We start from the raw sequence: 21,510 nt of genomic DNA, 5'->3' as shown, positions 1-21,510 counted from the left end.
ATTTCTTTATTTTTTAGAGAGTCAACGGTTGCTGTAAGTTGATATAAAGAAAGATTGAATCCACCTAGGAGTGATTAGTGAATATAAGCTAATCCGGTTGGCATACCGTTATCAGACTATAGAGTGGGTTGCTTTTATGACCAAATAGGGTGGCAACGCGAGAAATTATTAGTCTCTCGTCCCTAACAAGTCCAATTATTGGGCCTGTTTGGGATGAGAGGCTTTTTGTTTTATAATCTTTTTAGAAGTTTAATATTTTGTATTAATGTATAATATTCTTTAAAGAAAGTATGAGTATTGAGAAGGGAGATGATAAGTATGAAGGAGAAAAGAACATTAATGTTACCTGGTCCTACACCTATTCCTAATAAGGCTAGGTTGGCTAGTGCAGAAGAAATTATTGGTCATCGTGAATTGGAATGTGAAGAATTATTAGAAGAAGTGGTGGAGGGTTTAAAGTATGTTTTTCAAACTAAGAATGATGTATTGGTATTAACTTGCTCAGGTACAGGAGGGTTAGAGGCTTCTATTGCTAATACCCTTTCTAAAGGAGATAAAGTATTATCTTTATGTACAGGTGCTTTTGGTGAAAGATATGCAGCTATTGCAGACAATTATGGGGTTAATGTAGAGAGATTGGATTTTAATTGGGGAGAAAGTATAGATATAGAGCTAGTAGAAGAAAGGTTAAAAGAAGATAATAATATTAAAGCAATTTTAATGACTCATAACGAGACTTCAACAGGTGTAATTAATCATCCAAAGCCTATTGGGAAATTAGCACAAAAATATGACTGTCTTTTATTAATTGATGCAGTTAGTTCTTTAGCAGGTATTGAGCTAAAGACTGACGAATGGGGAGCAGATGTTGTAGTTACTTCTTCCCAAAAAGCCTTAATGACATCTCCAGGATTATGTTTGGTCAGTGTTAGTCCTAAAGCAATAAAGGCTGGAGAAAGTACAGATTTGCCTAAGTTTTATTGGAGTTTTAAGAGGGCAAAAGATCGTTATGACTCTAAAAGACAAACTCCATCAACACCAGCTATATCTACACTTTATATGTTAAGAGAAGTTTTAAGAGAGATTAAAGAAGAAGGTTTAGAAAATGTATTTAGACGCCATAAGATAGTTACTAAAGCTATTAGAGAATCTATGAAAGCTATAGGATTAGAATTATTAGTTTCAGATAAAATTGCTTCTAAGACAGTAACAGCTGTTAAACTGCCAAAAGGTATAGAATATGATATTTTACGCCAAAAGTTAATTGATGATTATAATGTTTATATTACTGGTAGTAAAGGTCAATTAAAAGGAAAGGTCTTTAGAATTGGTCATTTAGGTAATGTGAGTAGAATAGATATATTATCGACTATATCTGCATTAGAATTAGCTTTATTAAAATTAGGTTTTGAAGTAGAATTAGGTATAGGTTTACAGGCTGCACAAAAAGTATTTTATGAGGAGGAGAGAAGATAATGAAAGTTTTAGTTAGTGATGCAGTTTCACAAGCAGGTATTGATATTTTAGAGGAAAATGGTATAGAGGTTACATATAATACTAATTTATCTTATGAAGAGCTATTAGAAGAGATAGGTAAATATGATGGAATTATTTTAAGAAGTATGACTCCATTAAATGAAGAAGTTTTAAGTCATGCTAAAAACCTTAAGGTAATTGCTAGAGCTGGATCTGGTTATGATAATATTGATGTGGAAGCAGCATCTAAGATGGGAATTATAGTTTTAAATACTCCAGGTCAGAATAGTGTTTCTGCTGCTGAACAGACAATGGCATTAATGTTAGGTGTATCTAGAAATGTAGCTCAAGCTAACCAAGCTTTACATGAAGGTGTTTGGGATAGAAAAAAATATATGGGTGTTGAACTTAATGGCAAAACTTTAGGAGTAATAGGATTAGGTAGGATTGGTGGGTTAGTAACAAAAAGAGCACAAGCTTTTAATATGGATGTTATTGCAAGTGACCCATATATTCCAAATAGTAGAGGTGAGGAATTTGGTGTAGACTTAGTTGATTTAGATGAACTTTTAGAAAGATCAGATTATATTACTTTGCATACTCCATTAACAGATGAGACACATCACATTTTAAGTACAGAAGAATTTACTAAAATGAAAGAAGGAGTTATAGTAATAAATGTTGCACGTGGAAAAAATGTTGACCACAAGGCTTTATATCAAGCTATCAAAGATGGTAAGGTAGCAGGAGCTGGAATAGATGTTCATGAAGAGGAACCTCTTAGTAAAGAATATCCTTTATTAAAATTAGATGAGAAAGTAATAGTTGCCCCGCATTTAGGAGGAACTACAGTAGAGGCAATGGATAATGTATCTATTGATGCAGCTCGCCAGATGTTAATGGTATTTGAAAGAGGATTTCCTAAAACACCTCTAAATATTCCTACTTTAGAACCAGAAGATATGGAACATATTAGGCCATATTTCACTTTAGCAGAGAAGTTAGGAACTTTTTATGCTGGTTTAGCTGATAATAGATTAGAAGAGATTGAAGTTATATATAAAGGTGAGATAACAGATTACGATTTAAAACCAGTAACTACCTCTTTATTAAAAGGGCTATTAAATCCTATTCTTGATGATAATGTTAATTTAGTAAATGCTAGGTTAATTGCTGATGAAAGAGGAATTAATATTGTTGAAAGCAAAGGAGATAATAGTGAAACATACTCTAGTCTGATTACATTAAAAGTTAAAAGTAAAGCTAATGTTAATCAGTTATCAGGAACAGTATTCCATGATAATAAGATGAGGATTGTAGAGATAGGTGATTACGAAATTGACATTAAACCAGAAGGTATCTTATTAGTGACAAATCATACAGATCAACCAGGTGTAGTTGGTAAAGTAGGATCTTTACTAGGTGATAATGGAATTAACATAGCAAGTATGCAGCTAGGTAGAGATAAATTTGGTGGAGAAGCAATAATGGTACTGACTATTGATCAAGAGCTGAATAAGCAAGTAAAAGAAGAATTATTGGAGATTGATGGAATGGTAGATATAAATTTAGTAAAGCTATAGTAATATAGTTAACTTTAAAAGGAGGATAAGAATGTTAGACTTAGGATTTGTAAGAGAAAATATTGATTTAGTCAAAGAATCTTTGAATAATCGAGGAACTGAAGCACCGATTGATGAATTTGCTGAAATTGATAAAAAAAGGCGGGAATATATTCAAGAGGTAGAAAAGTTAAAACAACTTCGTAATGAAGAATCTTCCAAAATCGGTCTATTAAAGCGAGAAGGTAAAGATGAAGAGGCTCAAGAAATTATTGATAGAATGGGAGAAGTAGCAGATCAAATTAAAGAGTTGGATGAACAGGTTAAAGATTATAATCAAAGTTTAGAAAGTATAATGTTGCAGATTCCTAACATCCCTAATAAAGATATTCCATTAGGGAAAGATGAAGATGATAATGTTTGTGTTAAAAAATGGGGTGAACCAAGAAACTTTGATTTTGAAGCTAAAGCTCATTGGGACTTAGGAAGAGAATTAGATATCTTAGACTTTGAAAGAGGAGCAAAAGTAACTGGTTCTAGATTTACTTTCTTAAAAGGTCTTGGTGCAAGGCTAGAACGAGCTTTAATTAATTTCATGTTAGATATTCATACTCAAGAACATGGTTATGAAGAAGTATTTCCTCCTTTTATTGTTAATAGTCAAAGTATGACAGGAACAGGCCAACTTCCTAAATTTGAAGAAGATGCTTTCAAATTAGAAGGAACGGATTATTATTTAATACCAACTGCTGAAGTACCAGTGACAAACATGTATAGTGGGGAGATATTATCTGTTGATGATTTACCAAAGTATCATGTAGCTTATAGTGCGTGTTTTAGGTCTGAAGCTGGTTCTCATGGTCGTGATACTAGAGGGATTATTAGACAGCATCAATTTAATAAAGTAGAAATGGTTAAGTTTGTTAAGCCTGATGAATCTTATAATGAATTAGAGAAGTTATTATCAAATGCAGAGACTATTTTACAAAAGTTAGAATTACCTTACCGGATAGTGACATTATGTACAGGAGATTTGACCTTTTCTTCAGCCAAAACCTATGATATAGAAGTATGGCTACCAAGTTATGATACTTATCGTGAAATATCTTCTTGTAGTAATTTTGAAGATTATCAAGCACGAAGAGCTGGGATTAGATATCGTCCAGAAACAGATTCTAGCCTTGAATATATTCATACACTAAATGGTTCTGGATTAGCAATTGGGAGAACTGTAGCTGCTATTTTAGAAAATTATCAAAATGAAGATGGAAATATAGTTATACCTGAAGCTTTAAGACCATATATGGGTGGGATGGAGCTTATTGAAGTTAAATAAAAATATAAAGAAAGGGGGCTAGCCCCCTTTCTTTATATTTTAAGAATAAAAAGCAAATATATTTTATTAATTTTTCTTAAATTGCAATAATAAATTGAACATTTTCAAACTGTAATAATTTGGTTATTTAGTCATAAAGAATTTGTTTTAATTTATCTTCAAATATTTCATCAGGGGTTAGGTAATCTAAGATTTTTCTTGGTAAAGTATTGCACCAGTTTTGGACTCTAGCAATAGATTCAATAGAGAATTGGTTTAGACTATTACCTTTAGGGATAAAGCGTCTTATAAGACCATTATGACGCTCATTAGTTCCTCTTTCCCATGATGAATATGGATGTGCAAAGTATACTTTAGTATCACTAATTTGCTCTAAAAATGACATTTGAGCAAACTCAGAGCCATTATCACAAGTGAAGCTTTTAAATACTTTTGGAAAACAATCTCCTGCTTCATTAACGAGCTTTAAAATAGCATCTTGAACTGCTTGAGCAGTCTTGGCAGGTATTTTACGAATAATTTCTTTACGAGTCATACGTTCTGTCATAGTAAGTAAAACTGATTCATTTTTAGTCTTTTTGCCTATCATAGTGTCAATTTCCCAGTGACCAAACTCACTACGATTATTAATACTTTCAGGGCGTTGATCTATACTTATACCAAGCTTCTTTTTATTATTTTTAGTACGATTTGTTTTTGAAGAGCGTTTAAGCTTTAAGGGTAAATCAATGTTTTTGATTGTCAATAATCCAGCGTTAACATAGTTATACAGCGTCTTAGTAGACACCATTTCTGACTTTGAAAATTTATTATGAAGTTTTGCTGCACCACATATAGCATCAAGAGAATGTCCTTTTTGGTAGAATTGTTCCACAACATAGTCAATAAAGTATTCACATTGTAAAAGCTTAAACTTAGGACCACAATTTTTGCGATTAGATTCATAAACTCTTTGACCAGTGTCAGGATAATAAGCCATAACCTTTTTATTAGCTTTAATTTGAGAAACTGTACCACGTTTTAGCTCGTTTCTAATCGTATTAGAAGCTCTACCTAAACGTTTTGCAATAGCATTTGGATTCATTCCTTCGGAATGTAATAATGCAATTTGACCACGTTCATAAGCATTTAAGTGTTTATTTTTTCGGGATTTTGGTGTATCATTTAAGTAAGTCATAGTGTGCACCCTCCTGTAATTGGTTACTTTGTGGTGATTTAATTATATTACAGTTTGGTGCCCTATGGCTATTTTTATTTTGTTCAATTTGATTTTACAATGAAGCTTTATTAATTTTTGCTTTTTTAGGAGCATTGTATAATTAAATGCACAAGTAGATCAAAAAATAAAAAGTGACACATAGAAATACCTCATATATAATGTTAAATAACCACAAATAACATAAAGTGAGGTATTAAAATATGTGTCAAAATAATTATAACAGAAAAAGTAAAAAAGGAAAACACCTAACTTTGGAAGATAGGAAAATAATAGAGCATTTATATAATATTCAAGGTAAGAAAGATAAGGAGATAGCAAAAGAGTTAGGAAAACATAGAACAACAATAAGTAGAGAGCTTAAGAAAGGTGAATTAAAATTATTAAATTCTGATTATACGACAAGAATAGAATATGATGCTGAAATAGCGCAAAAAGTCTATGATAAAAATGCTACAGCTAAAGGAACTAAGATAAAAATAGCTAAGGAACATGAGTTAGCAAGATTTATAGAAAGAAAAATAAAACAAGATAAATGGTCTCCAGAAGTAATTGCTAATCAAATACAGGAAGATGAAAAATTTGAAATTAAGCTACATTGGAAAACAATATACAATTATATAGACAAAGGTATCTTGATGGTAAATAGAGATGAGTTAGTCTATGGTAATTATAAAAAGTCTAAAGGTACTAAAAGACAAGAAAAGGAATCAACTAAGAGGAGAAAAGATGGCAGAAGGATATCAGATAGATCTGAGGAAGCTAATAAAAGAACAGAGTTAGGTCATTGGGAAATGGACTTAGTAGAAGGTAAAAAAGGAAAAGGAGAGCCATTCTTACTAGTTTTAACAGAAAGATATAGTCGAAAAGAGATAATAGAAAAAATATCTAATAAGACTCAAGAAGCAGTTATAAATGGATTAGATCGAATTGAAAGAAGAATAGGTGTAAGAAGGTTTAGAGAGTTATTTAAGACGATAACAACAGACAACGGGCGGGAATTTTATGATTATGAAGGAATAGAGACTTCATTTACAGGAAGTAATATACCAAGAACTAATCATTACTATGCTGATGCCTATTGTTCTTGGCAAAGAGGTAGTAATGAAAATTTAAATAAGATGATTAGAAGGTTTTTGCCAAAAGGAAGCAGTTTTAAAGATATTAGTACGAGTGAGATTAAAAATATTCAACAATGGATGAATAACTACCCAAGAAAGATGTTTGATTTTAAAACTTCGAATGAAGTTTTTGAAAATAAATTAAAAGTAGCTTAAAAGTTTATATTATATGGGGTATAAGTGTTTTAGAAAAAAACGTGCATTTTATATTGCAATTCTCATTTTGCTTTTTTAATAATTCTTTCTTGACAAAGGATGAAAAATATTTTATAATTAATTTTGTGTTGAGAAAAGAATCATAAAATTTTGGAGGGGTGTCCGAGTCCGGTTTATGGTGACGGTCTTGAAAACCGTTGTGCGTTTGCGCGCACCGTGGGTTCGAATCCCACCCCCTCCGCCATATTTTTTAGCTACTGGCTATTGGCTTTTAGTTATTAGCAAGAGCTAAAAAATTAAAACTAAGATAATTAAATTAAGTTATTAGCTAGTGACAAGGAGCCAGAAGCTAGTAGCCAAACATGGAGAGATACCCAAGTGGCTGAAGGGGCGGGTTTGCTAAACCTGTAGTAGGGAATATTTCTCTAGCGAGGGTTCGAATCCCTCTCTCTCCGCCATTATAACTAAATACATTGATAATAATCATCCTATAGTAGGATGTTTTTTTATTTTAGAATAAATTTATCAACTGCTTGTAGAAAATTATTTAATATGTTAATATTAAAATATAAAGTAAATTTTTTTAAATAGAATTGTTAAAAAAATAACAAAAAGGAGGTTTAGATGGAAGAGATCACAATTTGTGTTGGGAGTAGTTGTCATATCAAAGGAGCTTATCAAATTGTACAAACATTGAAAAGAATAATAAAAGAAGAAGAATTAGAAACTGAAGTTAAATTAGGAGCTTCTTTCTGTCAAGGAAGATGTACAGAAGGTGTTATTGTTAAATTTGATCAAGAAATTGTTACTAATATATCTCCAGAGAATATAGAAAGTATATTTAAAGATAAACTAAAAAAAGGAGGAATTAGGTGAGTATTATTACTTTAAGTCAATCTGAATGTAAGGACTGCTATCGTTGTGTTCGCGATTGCTCTGTTAAAGCAATTAAAATTAATAATGGGCAAGCAGAAGTTGTTAAAGAAAAGTGTATTAATTGTGGACATTGTATAAAGATATGCCCACAAAATGCTAAAGGAATTAATAACCATTTAGAAAAATTAAAAAACTTATTAAAAAAAGAAAAAATAGTTGCAAGTATAGCTCCTTCATTTCCAGCAGCCTTTGATTTTGCAGCAGGAAAATTGATAAAAGGCTTGAAAGAATTAGGTTTTGTGGCTGTTGAAGAGACGAGTGTAGGAGCAGAGATTATAGCCAGAAAATATAACCAGCTCTTAGAAGAAAGAAATGAAACACTTATATCAGCCTGTTGTCCATCTGTAGTTAGCTTGATAGAAAAGCATTATCCTGATCTAATTCCTTATTTGTCACCAACAATATCGCCAATGATAGCTCATGCTAAGATGCTAAAAGATAAATATAAAGACTCAAAGGTAGTATTTATAGGACCTTGTATAGCTAAAATTAGTGAAATAGATTGGGAAAGTTCTTTGGGAAGTGTTGACTTAGCTATTACCTTTGATGAGTTAGATGCTTTGTTTAAAATTGAGGATATAGATTGTAAAAGTTTAGCGGAAGAAGATTTTGATAATGGCCATATTGAATGGTCTAGAGCTTTTCCTGTTCAAAATGGAATTTTAAAAGCAGCAGATATTAAGATGGGATTAAATACAGAAGCTTTATCAATATCTGGATTAGATGAATGTATTACAGCTTTTGAAAGTTTATTAAAGGGTGAAATTACTCCTAAATTTATTGAGGCTATGGTCTGTTCTGGCGGTTGTATAAATGGCCCAGGTATTACTTCAGATCAAGGGATAAATTCTCGTAAAGAAAGTGTAATAAGGTACACTCAAAAAGGTATTAAAAACGAAGGATTAATAGATATAGATCAAATCAATATAGATACGGACCGTCATTATACTAATCGTAAAGTGAAGGAGGTTCCTCCAACAGAAAGCCAAATAAAATTAATTCTATCACAAATAGGAAAGTTTAGTAAAGATGATGAGCTTGATTGTGGTGGTTGTGGCTATGATACTTGTCGACAAAAAGCAATTGCTGTTTATCATGGTTTAGCAGAATTAAAGATGTGTATTCCTTATATGAAAGGAAAAATGGAGTCTTTGGCAGATATAGTTGTAGAGTCTTCTCCTAATGCGATAATAGTTGTAGATAAAGATATGAAGATTCAAAAGTTTAATCCAAAGGCGGATGAATTATTTAATAGAAATAATGAGATTACAATTGGTCATAAACTGTATCGTTATATTGACCCTAAAGATTTTTTAGATGCATGGATTAATAAAAAGGCTATTTCAAAAAAGAGGGTAGAATATCAGCAATATAGTTTGATATGTGAACAATCCATATTTCCTTTGGTAGATTACGAACTGGTAATTGGAATAATAGCAGATGTTACAGAACAAGAAAATCATAAAGAAAAGATAGCTAAAATGAAAGAAACTACTTTAGATAAGGCTAGTCAAGTTATTAATAAACAGATGAAAGTAGCCCAGGAAATTGCAGGATTATTAGGTGAATCTACTGCGGAGACTAAATCTATTTTGTATGAAGTTAGACAATTGATGCAAGAGGAGGAAAGGTAGCATGTTTGTAGAAACTAGTGTTGCTAATCTTTCTAAATATAATGAAGAGTTATGTGGTGATAATGTAGAGATTGTAGAAGGGCAAGATTCTAAAATTATAGTATTATCTGATGGTCTTGGAAGTGGAGTTAAGGCCAATATTCTATCTACATTAACAACAAAGATTGCTAGTAGGTTATTAGAGAAAGGAATTCCTATAGAAGAAGTAGTAGAAACCATTACTCAAACTTTACCAGTATGTAAAGAAAGGCAGTTAGCCTATTCAACATTGACAGTTTTACAAATCTTCAATGATGGAAAGACTTATTTAGCAGAAATAGATAATCCCTCTTCTTTCTTTATTGATAATAAAGGAAAGATATCCCAAATTAAAATGAATAAAAGAAAGATTGGAGATAAAGAGATAAAAGAGGCTAATTTCCAATTAAACAATAATGAAATGATAATGTTGATAAGTGATGGAGTAACTCATGCTGGAATTGGGGGGTTGCTTAATTTTGGTTTAGGTTGGGATGGAATTGCTAAATATCTTAAAGATATTATTAAAGAATATGAGAGCAGTAATAAGATTACTGAACGAGTTATTAATTTATGTAGTGCCTATTATTGTATGAAACCTGGTGATGATACTACTGCAGTTATTGCTAAGTTTAGAGAAGAACGTAGTTTAGTATTATTTACTGGTCCTCCTCAAGATAATAATAAAGACAAAGAGGTTGTAGATAAATTGGTATCCCATTCAGGTACCAAAGTTGTTGCTGGAGGTACTACAGCTCAAATAGTAGCTAGAGAGTTAGAGAAAGGTTTAAGTGTTGATCTTAAATATTATGATCCAACTGTTCCACCTATTTCAAGATTAGAAGGCATAGATTTAGTTACTGAAGGATTATTAACATTAAACAAGACAGTTTCAAGGATTAATAGTGTAAATTGTAAAGAAGATTTACCAGTTAAAAAAGATGGAGCTACTATGTTAGCGAAATTACTACTAGAAAATGACAATATTAATATATTAGTGGGTAAAAAGATTAATTCTGCCCATCAAAGCTTGAAATTACCTGAGGATATGGCGATTAGGAAACAAATTATAAAGCGATTAATTAAATCTTTAGAAGAAAAAGGTAAAAAAATAATAGTAGAATGGTTTTGATATTATTAAGGAGGGCTAAAGATGAACATAAAAGTTAAGGTTTGTATTGGTACTCCATGTCATTTGATGGGGGCACAAAATTTAATAGATGCAGTAAATAAATTTAATAAGAAATCAAATGCTGATATAGAAATTGAAGCTGTTAGTTGTCTAGATGAATGTAAAGGGGCTCCAGCAGTGCAAGTTGATGGTGAGATATATGCTCCAACAACTCCAAAAGAATTGATAGATTTAATTAAAATAAAATTATAGTTTGCAAATTAAGGAGGTAGACTATGAGTAAGAATGTTTCAGAAGTTACTAAACTTAGACGTAGAGTATTTAGTAGTATATCTAAATTAGCTTTTGAAGATGATTTAGAAGAAAAGATTGACCAACTTCCAGAAAAATTGATTCCAGATCAAGGCTTAGGGTATAGATGTTGTGCACATAAAGAGAGAGCCATTGTTAATCAAAGAATTAAATCTGCTTTAGGCTTGTCAGCAAAAGGGAATTCCAAGGACTTAAAAAGTTTGGCGACTGAAGCTTTAAATTTAGAGACAGTAGAGGGGCATACTATTGGTGTTTTAGATATTGCTTGTGATCGCTGTCCTTTAGATAAATATAGAGTAAGTGATGCTTGTCGAAACTGTGTAGATCATAGTTGTATTAATGCTTGTCCTAAAGATGCAATTGTAATAGTACAGAACAGAGCATATATTGATCAAAATAAATGTATAGAATGTGGTCTATGCCAAAAAGCATGCTCTTATAATGCTATTTTAAAAATGAGTCGACCTTGTGAAACAGCTTGTGGTATAGATGCTATAAAGGCTGATAGTAATAGACAAGCTAAAATTGATTATAATAAATGTGTTTCTTGCGGTTCATGTATCCAAGCTTGTCCTTTTGGAGCTATTACATATAAGTCGGAGATTTTACAGACTATTAATTTACTTAAAACAGAAGAAGTCATTGCTATTTTAGCTCCAGCTTTTGTAGGCCAGTTTGGTCCTAAGATTAAAACTACTCAGATTAAAAAAGGATTGAAAAAGCTTGGGTTTAAAGAAGTAAAAGAGGTTGCATTAGGTGCAGATATAGTAGCTATTGAGGAGAGTAAAGAGTTTTTAAATAAGGTGCCTGATAAGCAAGATTACTTAACTACTTCTTGTTGCCCATCATTTTTAACTTTAATTAAGCAGGAGTTTCCTAAGTTATTAGAGAATAGTTCTAGTACTGTGTCACCTATGGTTGCTTTAGCTAGAGTATTACATCAGGAAGATCCAGAAGCCAAAGTAGTATTTATTGGTCCTTGTATTGCCAAAAAAGATGAAGCTTTAAATGAAACTTCTATAGATACGGTGTTAACTTTTGAAGAATTAGGATCTATGTTTGTTGGTGCAGGAATTAACTTAGCTAATATAGAAGAAGATAATGAAATGGAAGGTGTTAGTGATGCAGGAAGAACTTTTGCTAGAAGTGGTGGTTTAATTAAAGCGGTAGAAGGTTCAGTAGCTAAAATAGATGAGACTAGAGAATTTAATACTGTTGAGGCTCAAGGGCTTGAAGAATGTATGAAAGTATTAAGACTAAGTCAAGCTAAACAATATCAGAATTCCTTTATAGAAGGAATGGGATGTAAAGGTGGTTGTGTTGGCGGTCCAGCTACTTTGATGAATACAAAGGTGATAACTAGGCAAGTAGATCAATTCGGTGAGGAAGCTCATATAAGACAGTCAGTAGATAATAATGATGCTCAAACTCTTATCGAAAAATTAGGCAATCATATATTTCACCGTTAAAAAAGGGGGATTTAATAGATGATTCGCAAAGAAGGAGAAGAAATTGTTATACCTACTGCTGTAATTAAAAGGTTACCAAAATATCATCGGCATTTATCTAAATTAATAAGAAAAGGTGTAGAAAAGATATCTTCTAAAGATTTTGGTCAAATTGTAGGGGTCTCAGCTCCTCAATTACGCCAAGATTTAAACCATTTCGGTAACTTTGGACAACAAGGATATGGCTATAATATAGAAAAACTTTATAATGAATTATCTAAGGTGATGGGGATAGAAAAGAAGAGTAACATGGTCCTTATAGGAGTAGGGAATTTAGGACAGGCATTAATTAATTCAACAGATTTTAAAAGGCGAGGTTTTTATTTATCTGCTGCTTTTGATATCAATCCAAGACTTGTAGGAATGATGATTAATGGTATTAAAGTTAGAGATATTGAGACAATAGAAAGTTATATTAGAGAAAATGACATTAATATTGCTATTATTACCGTTCCTGAAGAGGCAGCCCAAAAATTAGCTGACAGAATGATTGATGCTGGAGTAAAAGGAATTTGGAATTTTGCTCCTGTAGATTTAAAGGTTCCTAAAGGAGTATCAGTTGAAAATGAGCATTTAACAGAAGGGTTACTGAGGCTTTCCTTTAAAGTTAAAGATGATAAGAAATAAGGTAAAGGATGTCTAAATTTGACCAAACTATATCAAAAAAATGACCTAATGGTCATTTTCTTTTTTGTATAATTATTACTTCTAATGAGATAGTTTTTTGAAAATTCAAATATTTGACTTGGTTTATTAATTGTAATATACTAAAACTGGTAAGATATATCCGATATTTTAATATATAAAGGGGTGGAAAAAGTATGTCAAAGAAAATGAAAACTATGGATGGAAATCAAGCTGCTGCATATACATCTTATGCATTTACTGAAGTAGCTGGTATTTATCCTATCACACCATCATCTCCGATGGCAGAGTATGTTGACTTATGGGCTTCTCAAGGTAAGAAGAACTTGTTTGGTATGCCTGTTAATGTTGTAGAGATGCAATCTGAAGCAGGAGCAGCTGCTACTGTACATGGTTCTTTACAAGCTGGTGCATTGACTACTACATATACTGCATCACAGGGATTATTGTTAAAGGTTCCTAATATGTATAAGATAGCTGGTGAATTATTACCAGGTGTTATACATGTAGCTGCAAGATCAATTGCTGCACAGGCTTTATCAATTTTTGGTGATCACCAAGATGTAATGGCTGCACGTCAAACTGGTTTTGCTATGTTAGCAAGTGGATCAGTACAAGAAGTTATGGACTTAGGTGGAGTAGCTCACTTAGCTGCAATTGAAGGTAAAGTTCCTTTTGTTCACTTCTTCGATGGATTCCGTACTTCACATGAAATTCAAAAAGTTGAAATGATGGACTATGAAGTATATGATCGTTTATTAGATAGAGAGGCTGTTCAAGAATTTCGTAATAATGCATTAAATCCTGAACATCCTGTAACTCGTGGTTCAGCTCAAAATGATGATGTATACTTCCAAACTAGAGAGGTTCAAAATAAATATTATGAAGAACTTCCTGATATTGCTGCGAAATATATGGCTGAAATTTCTAAAGTAACTGGTCGTGAATATGCTCCATTTGTATATTATGGTGCTGAAGATGCAACTGATGTTATTATTGCTATGGGATCAGTAACTGAAGCTATTGAGGAAACAGTTGACTATTTAAATGCACAAGGACGTAAAGTAGGTCTATTAACTGTTCACTTATATCGTCCATTCAGTGCTAAACATTTCTTTAAGGCTTTACCAGAGAGTATTGAAAGAATTGCTGTATTAGATAGAACAAAAGAGTCTGGTTCTGTTGGAGAACCATTATATTTGGATGTTAAATCAGTATTTTATGGTAAAGAGGACGCTCCATTAATTATTGGTGGACGTTATGGTTTATCTTCTAAAGATACTAATCCTGCTCAAATCATTGCCGTATATGATAATTTAGCTGGAGAAGCTAAAGATAATTTCACAATTGGTATTGATGATGATGTAACTAATTTATCATTAGAAGTTGGAGAAGATATTAATGTATTATCTGATGATGTAACGGAAGCATTATTCTATGGTTTAGGTTCTGATGGTACTGTTGGTGCTAATAAGAACACAATTAAAATCATTGGTGATAATACTGACTTATATGCACAAGGATACTTTGCATATGACTCTAAGAAGTCAGGTGGGGTAACTCGTTCTAATTTACGTTTTGGTAAAGATCCTGTTAGATCTACTTATTTAGTATCTAATCCAAGTTTTGTATCCTGTTCTACAGATTCGTACTTAGATAAGTATGATATGTTAAGTGGGTTACAAGAAGGTGGAACATTCTTATTAAATACAGTTTCTAGTGCTGATGAGATAGTAGAGAAGATGCCTAATAGCGTTAAAAAGGAATTAGCTGAGAAGAATGCTAAATTCTATATTATTGATGCTGTAACTTTGGCTCAAGAAATTGGATTAGGACGTCGTACTAATACTATCATGCAATCTGCATTCTTTAAATTAAATGAGCAAATCATGCCTTATGATAGAGCTCAAGATTTAATGAAAGAATATGCTGACAAGTTATATGGACGTAAAGGTAAAGAAATAGTTGAATTAAACTGGAAAGCAATTGACAAGGGTGCTGAAGGTTTAGTAGAAGTAACTGTAGATCCAGCTTGGGCTAACTTAGAAGCAGAAGAAGCTGCTAAAGTAGATGAAAGCCGTCCAGACTTTGTTAAGAATATTGCAGATCCAATCAATGCTATCAAAGGATATGAATTACCAGTATCAGTGTTTGAAGATTATGCAGATGGTACAATGATTAATGGTACTGCTGCATATGAAAAACGTGGTATTGCTAATTTTGTTCCAAAATGGGTAGATGAAAACTGTATTCAGTGTAACCAATGTGCTTTTGTATGTCCTCATGCAGTAATTAGACCATTCTTAATGGATGAAGAAGAGGTAGCTAATGCTCCTGAAGGTATGACAACTAAGAAGCCATTAGGCAGAGGGTTAGATGGATTGCAATATCGTCTACAAGTTTCTACTTTAGATTGTACTGGATGTGGAGTTTGTGCTAATGTATGTCCAGGTATGAGAGGAAATAAAGCTCTTGAAATGGTACCAATTAAAGATTCTATTGCAGCTGGTGAACCAGAATATGCAGAATATATGTTCAATGAAGTAACATATAAAGATGATAAATTAAAGACAACTAATGTAAAAGGTTCACAATTTGCTAAGCCATTATTTGAATTCTCTGGGGCTTGTGCTGGTTGTGGAGAGACTCCATATGTTAAGTTAATTTCTCAATTATTTGGAGACAGAATGACAATTGCTAATGCAACTGGATGTTCTTCAATCTATGGTGGATCTTATCCAGCAACTCCATTTACTAAAGATAGTGATGGTAGAGGTCCTGCTTGGGCTAACTCATTATTTGAGGATAATGCTGAATTTGGATTCGGGATGAGAATTGCTTCTGAAACTACTCGTGATAGAATTCAAAATATTATGACTGAGACTATGGATCAAGTAGAGCCTGAATTACAAGAATTATTTACAGAATGGATGGAAAATCGTAATAGTGGAGTTGAAACTAAAGACTTAAAGGCTAAATTAGTTGAGGCTTTAGATAATACTTCTTGTGAAGCTGCTAAGGAAATCTTAGGAGTTAAAGACTTCATCGTAAAACAATCTAACTGGATGATCGGTGGAGATGGATGGGCTTATGATATTGGTTATGGCGGATTAGACCATGTAATAGCTAGTAATGAAGATATTAATATTTTAGTAGTAGATACACAAGTATATTCTAATACAGGAGGTCAGTCATCAAAGGCTGCTCAAACTGGTTCTATTGCTAAGTTTACTGCTGCTGGTAAGCCTGGTAGTAAGAAAGATTTAGGTGCTATTGCTATGACTTATGGTCATGTATATGTGGCACAAGTATCTCATGGTGCAAGCCAAGCTCAAGTATTAAAAGCTATGTTAGAAGCAGAGGCTCATGAAGGACCATCACTTGTAATTGCTTATTCTCCATGTATCAACCATGGTGTTAAAGGTGGATTAACTAATGCTAATCGTCAAGCTAAGTTAGCTACAGAATGTGGATATTGGCCAACTTATAGATTTGATCCTGCTTTAGCAGAAGAAGGTAAAAACCCATTACAAATTGATTGTAAAGATCCTGAATGGGATAAGTATCATGACTTCTTAATGAGTGAGAGACGTTATTCTCAATTAAGCAAGATTAATCCTGAGGAAGCTGAAGAATTACTACAAGCAAATAAAGAAGCGGCTAAACGTCGTTGGGCAATGTATCAACGTTATGCTGCAATGGATTATTCTAATGAAGTAACTAATGAAACTGAAGTTGCTCAAGATGAAGTAGCAGCTACAAAAGAATAAATATATACTTCAAATTAAGAAGCGGTAGAGTATTCTACTGCTTCTTTTTTTATGCTAATTGGAAGGAGCATTGTATAATTAAATGCACAAGTAGATCAAAAAATAAAAAGTGACACATAGAAATGCCTCATATATAATGTTAAATAACCACAAATAACATAAAGTGAGGTATTAAAATATGTGTCAAAATAATTATAACAGAAAAAGTAAAAAAGGAAAACACCTAACTTTGGAAGATAGGAAAATAATAGAGCATTTATATAATATTCAAGGTAAGAAAGATAAGGAGATAGCAAAAGAGTTAGGAAAACATAGAACAACAATAAGTAGAGAGCTTAAGAAAGGTGAATTAAAATTATTAAATTCTGATTATACGACAAGAATAGAATATGATGCTGAAATAGCGCAAAAAGTCTATGATAAAAATGCTACAGCTAAAGGAACTAAGATAAAAATAGCTAAGGAACATGAGTTAGCAAGATTTATAGAAAGAAAAATAAAACAAGATAAATGGTCTCCAGAAGTAATTGCTAATCAAATACAGGAAGATGAAANATTTGAAATTAAGCTACATTGGAAAACAATATACAATTATATAGACAAAGGTATCTTGATGGTAAATAGAGATGAGTTAGTCTATGGTAATTATAAAAANTCTAANGGTACTAAAAGACAAGAAAAGGAATCAACTAAGAGGAGAAAAGATGGCAGAAGGATATCAGATAGATCTGAGGAAGCTAATAAAAGAACAGAGTTAGGTCATTGGGAAATGGACTTAGTAGAAGGTAAAAAAGGAAAAGGAGAGCCATTCTTACTAGTTTTAACAGAAAGATATAGTCGAAAAGAGATAATAGAAAAAATATCTAATAAGACTCAAGAAGCAGTTATAAATGGATTAGATCGAATTGAAAGAAGAATAGGCGTAAGAAGGTTTAGAGAGTTATTTAAGACGATAACAACAGACAACGGGCGGGAATTTTATGATTATGAAGGAATAGAGACTTCATTTACAGGAAGTAATATACCAAGAACTAATCATTACTATGCTGATGCCTATTGTTCTTGGCAAAGAGGTAGTAATGAAAATTTAAATAAGATGATTAGAAGGTTTTTGCCAAAAGGAAGCAGTTTTAAAGATATTAGTACGAGTGAGGTTAAAAATATTCAACAATGGATGAATAACTACCCAAGAAAGATGTTTGATTTTAAAACTTCGAATGAAGTTTTTGAAAATAAATTAAAAGTAGCTTAAAAGTTTATATTATATGGGGTATAAGTGTTTTACAAAAAAACGTGCATTTTATATTGCAATTCTCATATGCTAATTGGAATAAAAAGTAATTTGATTTTAAATATATCTTATGTTACTATAATAGATGTCGCAAGAAAAGTTGTTTAAAGCTTGATCTTACACAAGCGACTTCTAATAAAAGCTTGACAACATTATTTTGCTGTTATATAATTAACTAGCGTGTTAATTTTGGAGGGGTGTCCGAGTCCGGTTTATGGTGACGGTCTTGAAAACCGTTGTGCGTTTGCGCGCACCGTGGGTTCGAATCCCACCCCCTCCGCCATTATTTTTTAGCTACTGGCTATTGGCTTTTAGTTATTAGCAAGGGCTAAAAAATTAAAACTAAGATAATTAAATTGAGTTATTAGCCAGTGGCAACAGCCAGAAGCTAGTAGCCAAACATGGAGAGATACCCAAGTGGCTGAAGGGGCGGGTTTGCTAAACCTGTAGTAGGGAATATTTCTCTAGCGAGGGTTCGAATCCCTCTCTCTCCGCCATAAAAAATTCAATTAACAATGTACAATTGATAATTGACAATTAAAAAACAAGACCTAAATGATTAAAGGGGTTAGTTTTTTTAATTGTAAATTGTACATTATAAATTGTTAATTAATATAACATGCGCCCGTAGCTCAGCTGGATAGAGTAACTGACTACGAATCAGGAGGTCGGAGGTTCGAATCCTCCCGGGCGCGCCATTTAAAATTAGGTGATTAATATGAAGCCTCATCAATATTATATGAAGGAAGCTTTAAAAGAGGCTAAAAAAGCATTTGCCAAAGATGAAGTTCCTATAGGTGCTATAATTGTTAAGGATAAGAAAATTATAGCTAGAGCCCATAATTTAAAGGAAAAATTGCAAGACCCAACGGCTCATGCAGAAATATTAGCTATTCATAAAGCTGTTAAAGTTTTAGGTGGATGGCGTTTGACTGGTTCAAGTTTATATGTTACAATTGAACCCTGTCCAATGTGTGCTGGAGCGTTGGTTCAATCTAGAATTGATAATTTAATCTATGGTGCAACTGATCCTAAAGCTGGAGCTGCTGGAAGTCTATTCAATCTAGTTAATAGCAATAAGCTTAATCATCAAATAAATGTACAATCGGGAATTTTGGAGAATGATTGTAGCCAAATAATGAAAGAGTTTTTTAGAAAATTAAGGAATAGTTAATTATCTTATTAATAGACATGGAGAGGTGTCCGAGTCTGGCTTAAGGGGCTCGCCTGGAAAGCGAGTGAGGCTTTACGGTCTCCGAGGGTTCAAATCCCTCCCTCTCCGCCATTTATATAAAAAGATAGTTGATTTTCTCTTTATTGGAGATTAATTCTATATTTTTCTTAATCTTGACTTTACATTTTATCTCTGATAAAATGTAATTGTTAATTAAATAAAGTAATAAAGACAAAAGTCTTTATATAAATTGTGACCGTGCTAAATGGGGTGGTAGCGGTGCCCTGTAACCCGCAATCCGCTATAGCGGGATTGAAGTTCATCTTAGTCTATCTTTCGTAAGGTCTGGCTTAAGTAAGTGGTGTTGACAATTGGGTCCTACGCAACGGAACTTTATGAATCCCGTCAGGTCCGGAAGGAAGCAGCGGTAAGTAAATGTCTTCCGTGTGCCGTAGGGGTGCCTAATTCGAGCTAACTGCTTAAGTAACGCTTGGGAAAGGTAGATGAACATGAATGCGCGGTCCTTTCTTATTATTATGATATAAATTTATTGGAGGTTATAAAATGGCCTATATCTCACTTTATAGAAAATGGCGTCCACAGAAGTTTTCTGATATTGCTGGTCAAAGAAATATTATTAAGACTTTACAGAATGCTATCAAAATGGATAGAATAGCTCACGCTTATCTGTTTTGTGGACCACGAGGTACTGGGAAAACAAGTACTGCTAAAATTTTAGCTAAAGCTTTAAATTGTAAGGAAGGGCCAACCATTAATCCATGTGGTAATTGTGAGTCTTGCAAGAAAATTACAAATAATAATTCTATTGATGTTATTGAAATTGATGCAGCATCTAATCGTGGAATTGATGAAATAAGAGATTTGAGAGAGAAAGTTAAATTTTCCCCAACAGAAGGGAATTATAAAGTATATATTATTGATGAAGTACATATGTTAACAACAGAAGCCTTTAATGCCTTACTTAAAACTTTGGAAGAGCCGCCAGGTTATGTGATATTTATTTTGGCTACAACAGAGCCTCATAAACTATTACCCACTATCTTATCTAGATGTCAAAGATTTGATTTTAGCAGATTATCGATTGAAGATATAAAAAGTAGGCTATCATATATTTGTGAGCAGGAGGGAGTTAAAACTGCTTCTGAGGTTCTAGCAACTATAGCTCGTAATGCAGATGGTGGAATGAGAGACTCTATCAGTATTCTAGACCAAGCTATTTCTTTTAGTGGGAAAGAAATTGGTGAGTCAGATATTGGTGAAGTTTTAGGATTAGTTGGTGATGATGTTTTATTTGAGTTAACTGAAGTTATTTTAGATAGAGATGTAGAAGCTGGTCTTGGAATCGTTAATAATATTGTAAAACAAGGAAAGAGTAGTAATCAATTTGTAAATGATTTGATTAATCATTTTCGAAATTTATTATTAATAAAAGAATGTATTGATGTTAATAAGTTAATAAATGTAACAGATGAACTTAGAGAAAATTTAAAGAAACAAGCTGAAAAGCTTAGAATAAATAGGTTGTTAAAATGGATTAATATATTAAATGATGTTAGTTACGATTTAAAGAATACAACCCAACCTCGGATTATTTTAGAGATGGGTATTATTAAAATTATTAAACTTGATGAAGATAAATCATTAGATAATATATTAGATAGATTAGTTAGATTAGAAGAAGTGATTGAAGAAGGAAATATAGTAGTTGAAAAGTCAAATAATAAAATTGATAATATAAAGAATAATAAAGAAGATAATAATAAAATCCAAACTAACTCCAATAGTGATTCAAGTGTAGAACAGAATAAATCTGTGAAAGTAAGTTCCCCAGATAATATATCGATTAATGATATAAAAGACAATTGGGAAGAGATATTAGAATATCTAAAATCTCAAAAGAAGATGAGGTTGCAAGCTTTATTAAGAGATGCTGAACCAATCAAAATAGAGAATAGTAAATTATTAATTTCATTTAAGCATGAGTTCCATAAGGAATCAGTTGAAAGGGAACGAAACACTGTTTCAACAGTATTAAAAAAGTTTTTAGGAGTTAGTTTGCAGGTGAAATGTACTTTTCCCGGAAATATAAAAAATGAAGAAGTTAAAAAGAATCAAGAGCAAGAAGTTATTGAGCATCCTTTAGTAAAAAAGGCTATAGAGATCTTTAATGGTGAAGTTGTTCAAGTTAAAGAATTAAATTAA

General features: G+C 32.3%; 15 protein-coding genes, 6 tRNA genes, 1 other RNA gene and 1 other annotated feature (1 of these 23 only partly in view). Of the genes, 21 read left to right on the top strand and 1 reads right to left on the bottom strand.

The genetic code is table 11. The features are described from left to right. Window positions 1–187, top strand: a binding site (T-box leader) (it extends 29 nt beyond the left edge of the window). A 131-nt stretch (window positions 188–318) separates the two neighbouring features. From OREMA_RS0105855 to serS, 3 genes are read left to right on the top strand one after another with little or no spacing between them, the layout of a single operon-like run. After that, the gene (locus OREMA_RS0105855) at window positions 319–1,476 is read left to right on the top strand and encodes a pyridoxal-phosphate-dependent aminotransferase family protein (protein ID WP_018248345.1); all 1,158 of its coding nucleotides are present in this window, start codon (window positions 319–321) and stop codon (window positions 1,474–1,476) included. Beyond that, the gene (serA, locus tag OREMA_RS0105850; protein WP_018248344.1) at window positions 1,476–3,059 is read left to right on the top strand and encodes a phosphoglycerate dehydrogenase; all 1,584 of its coding nucleotides are present in this window, start codon (window positions 1,476–1,478) and stop codon (window positions 3,057–3,059) included. Before OREMA_RS0105855 ends, serA begins: the two co-directional genes overlap by 1 nt. Before the next feature lie 31 nt (window positions 3,060–3,090). Further along, on the top strand, window positions 3,091–4,374 hold the full coding sequence (gene serS, locus OREMA_RS0105845) for a serine--tRNA ligase (protein WP_018248343.1): 1,284 nt from the start codon (window positions 3,091–3,093) through the stop codon (window positions 4,372–4,374). A gap of 127 nt (window positions 4,375–4,501) precedes the next feature. Here the strand turns inward: serS and OREMA_RS0105840 are convergent, their stop codons facing one another. Continuing rightward, window positions 4,502–5,551 carry an IS30 family transposase gene (locus tag OREMA_RS0105840; RefSeq protein ID WP_018247410.1) on the bottom strand — a complete coding sequence of 350 codons (1,050 nt, stop codon included), beginning with the start codon at window positions 5,549–5,551 and terminating at the stop codon, window positions 4,502–4,504. A 242-nt stretch (window positions 5,552–5,793) separates the two neighbouring features. Here OREMA_RS0105840 and OREMA_RS0105835 point away from each other — a divergent pair, with 242 nt between their 5' ends. The 18 genes from OREMA_RS0105835 to dnaX all read left to right on the top strand — a co-directional run bounded on the left by OREMA_RS0105835 (window position 5,794) and on the right by dnaX (window position 21,510). After that, window positions 5,794–6,867 carry an IS30 family transposase gene (locus OREMA_RS0105835; protein WP_018248342.1) on the top strand — a complete coding sequence of 358 codons (1,074 nt, stop codon included), beginning with the start codon at window positions 5,794–5,796 and terminating at the stop codon, window positions 6,865–6,867. Window positions 6,868–7,019: 152 nt separating this feature from the next. Continuing rightward, window positions 7,020–7,111: transfer RNA gene (locus tag OREMA_RS0105830), tRNA-Ser, on the top strand. Window positions 7,112–7,231: 120 nt separating this feature from the next. Then, window positions 7,232–7,325, top strand: a tRNA-Ser gene (locus tag OREMA_RS0105825). A gap of 166 nt (window positions 7,326–7,491) precedes the next feature. After that, window positions 7,492–7,743 carry a (2Fe-2S) ferredoxin domain-containing protein gene (locus OREMA_RS0105820; protein WP_018248341.1) on the top strand — a complete coding sequence of 84 codons (252 nt, stop codon included), beginning with the start codon at window positions 7,492–7,494 and terminating at the stop codon, window positions 7,741–7,743. Continuing rightward, a complete protein-coding gene (locus OREMA_RS0105815; RefSeq protein WP_018248340.1) occupies window positions 7,740–9,437 on the top strand; it encodes a [Fe-Fe] hydrogenase large subunit C-terminal domain-containing protein in 1,698 nt (565 codons plus the stop codon). Before OREMA_RS0105820 ends, OREMA_RS0105815 begins: the two co-directional genes overlap by 4 nt. Before the next feature lies 1 nt (window position 9,438). After that, window positions 9,439–10,587 (top strand): SpoIIE family protein phosphatase, encoded by a 1,149-nt coding sequence (locus OREMA_RS0105810; RefSeq protein ID WP_018248339.1) that lies wholly within the window; start codon window positions 9,439–9,441, stop codon window positions 10,585–10,587. Window positions 10,588–10,608: 21 nt separating this feature from the next. Continuing rightward, window positions 10,609–10,839: an NAD(P)H-dependent oxidoreductase subunit E gene (locus tag OREMA_RS0105805; protein ID WP_018248338.1), complete on the top strand. Its 231-nt coding sequence runs from the start codon at window positions 10,609–10,611 to the stop codon at window positions 10,837–10,839. A 23-nt stretch (window positions 10,840–10,862) separates the two neighbouring features. Next, window positions 10,863–12,368 carry a 4Fe-4S dicluster domain-containing protein gene (locus OREMA_RS0105800; RefSeq protein WP_018248337.1) on the top strand — a complete coding sequence of 502 codons (1,506 nt, stop codon included), beginning with the start codon at window positions 10,863–10,865 and terminating at the stop codon, window positions 12,366–12,368. A gap of 18 nt (window positions 12,369–12,386) precedes the next feature. After that, the gene (locus OREMA_RS0105795) at window positions 12,387–13,034 is read left to right on the top strand and encodes a redox-sensing transcriptional repressor Rex (protein WP_018248336.1); all 648 of its coding nucleotides are present in this window, start codon (window positions 12,387–12,389) and stop codon (window positions 13,032–13,034) included. A 194-nt stretch (window positions 13,035–13,228) separates the two neighbouring features. Further along, window positions 13,229–16,822, top strand: coding sequence for a pyruvate:ferredoxin (flavodoxin) oxidoreductase (gene nifJ / locus OREMA_RS0105790; protein ID WP_018248335.1), 3,594 nt, complete (start codon window positions 13,229–13,231; stop codon window positions 16,820–16,822). A gap of 178 nt (window positions 16,823–17,000) precedes the next feature. Beyond that, window positions 17,001–18,074 carry an IS30 family transposase gene (locus OREMA_RS0105785; RefSeq protein ID WP_018248334.1) on the top strand — a complete coding sequence of 358 codons (1,074 nt, stop codon included), beginning with the start codon at window positions 17,001–17,003 and terminating at the stop codon, window positions 18,072–18,074. Window positions 18,075–18,304: 230 nt separating this feature from the next. After that, window positions 18,305–18,396, top strand: a tRNA-Ser gene (locus OREMA_RS0105780). Window positions 18,397–18,516: 120 nt separating this feature from the next. Then, window positions 18,517–18,610: transfer RNA gene (locus OREMA_RS0105775), tRNA-Ser, on the top strand. Window positions 18,611–18,734: 124 nt separating this feature from the next. Further along, a tRNA-Arg gene (locus OREMA_RS0105770) sits at window positions 18,735–18,811 on the top strand. Between the two features lie 20 nt (window positions 18,812–18,831). Continuing rightward, complete coding sequence (gene tadA, locus OREMA_RS0105765) at window positions 18,832–19,287, top strand: tRNA adenosine(34) deaminase TadA (RefSeq protein WP_018248333.1); 456 nt, start codon at window positions 18,832–18,834, stop codon at window positions 19,285–19,287. A gap of 19 nt (window positions 19,288–19,306) precedes the next feature. Further along, a tRNA-Ser gene (locus tag OREMA_RS0105760) sits at window positions 19,307–19,398 on the top strand. A 145-nt stretch (window positions 19,399–19,543) separates the two neighbouring features. Continuing rightward, window positions 19,544–19,808, top strand: an RNA gene (gene ffs / locus OREMA_RS18630) — signal recognition particle sRNA large type. Window positions 19,809–19,851: 43 nt separating this feature from the next. Next, window positions 19,852–21,510: a DNA polymerase III subunit gamma/tau gene (gene dnaX, locus OREMA_RS0105755; protein ID WP_018248332.1), complete on the top strand. Its 1,659-nt coding sequence runs from the start codon at window positions 19,852–19,854 to the stop codon at window positions 21,508–21,510.

This window comes from Orenia marismortui DSM 5156, from assembly GCF_000379025.1.
In the GTDB taxonomy this organism is placed as follows: domain Bacteria; phylum Bacillota; class Halanaerobiia; order Halobacteroidales; family Halobacteroidaceae; genus Orenia; species Orenia marismortui.
Note: the sequence above shows the minus strand (reverse complement) of the source record. Positions and strands in the feature narration are given on the sequence as shown.